1 pseudogene is annotated in these 310 nt (G+C 66.8%); it reads left to right on the forward strand.

The features are described from left to right. Window positions 1-310 (forward strand): annotated as a pseudogene (locus KVT44_RS55910) (glycogen-branching enzyme); the annotation flags it as partial.

Genomic DNA, 310 nt, shown 5'->3' on the forward strand with positions numbered 1-310 from the left:
GCGGCCGGGAGAACCTCGACGCCGTCGCCTTCCTCCAGGAGATGAACGCCACCGTCTACCGCCGCGCACCCGGCGTCGTGACGATCGCCGAGGAGTCCACCGCCTGGGACGGCGTCACCCGGGCCACCCATCACACCGGGCCCGGCGGGTTCGGGGGGCTGGGGTTCGGGCTGAAGTGGAACATGGGGTGGATGCACGACTCGCTGAGCTATGTGCAGCACGAGCCGGTCCATCGCAAGTACCACCACAACGAGATGACGTTCTCGATGGTGTACGCCTACAGCGAGAACTACGTCCTGCCCATCTCCCA

Origin of the sequence: Streptomyces sp. GbtcB7 (assembly GCF_019091445.1) — a bacterium.
GTDB classification, from domain to species: Bacteria; Actinomycetota; Actinomycetes; order Streptomycetales; family Streptomycetaceae; genus Streptomyces; species Streptomyces mirabilis.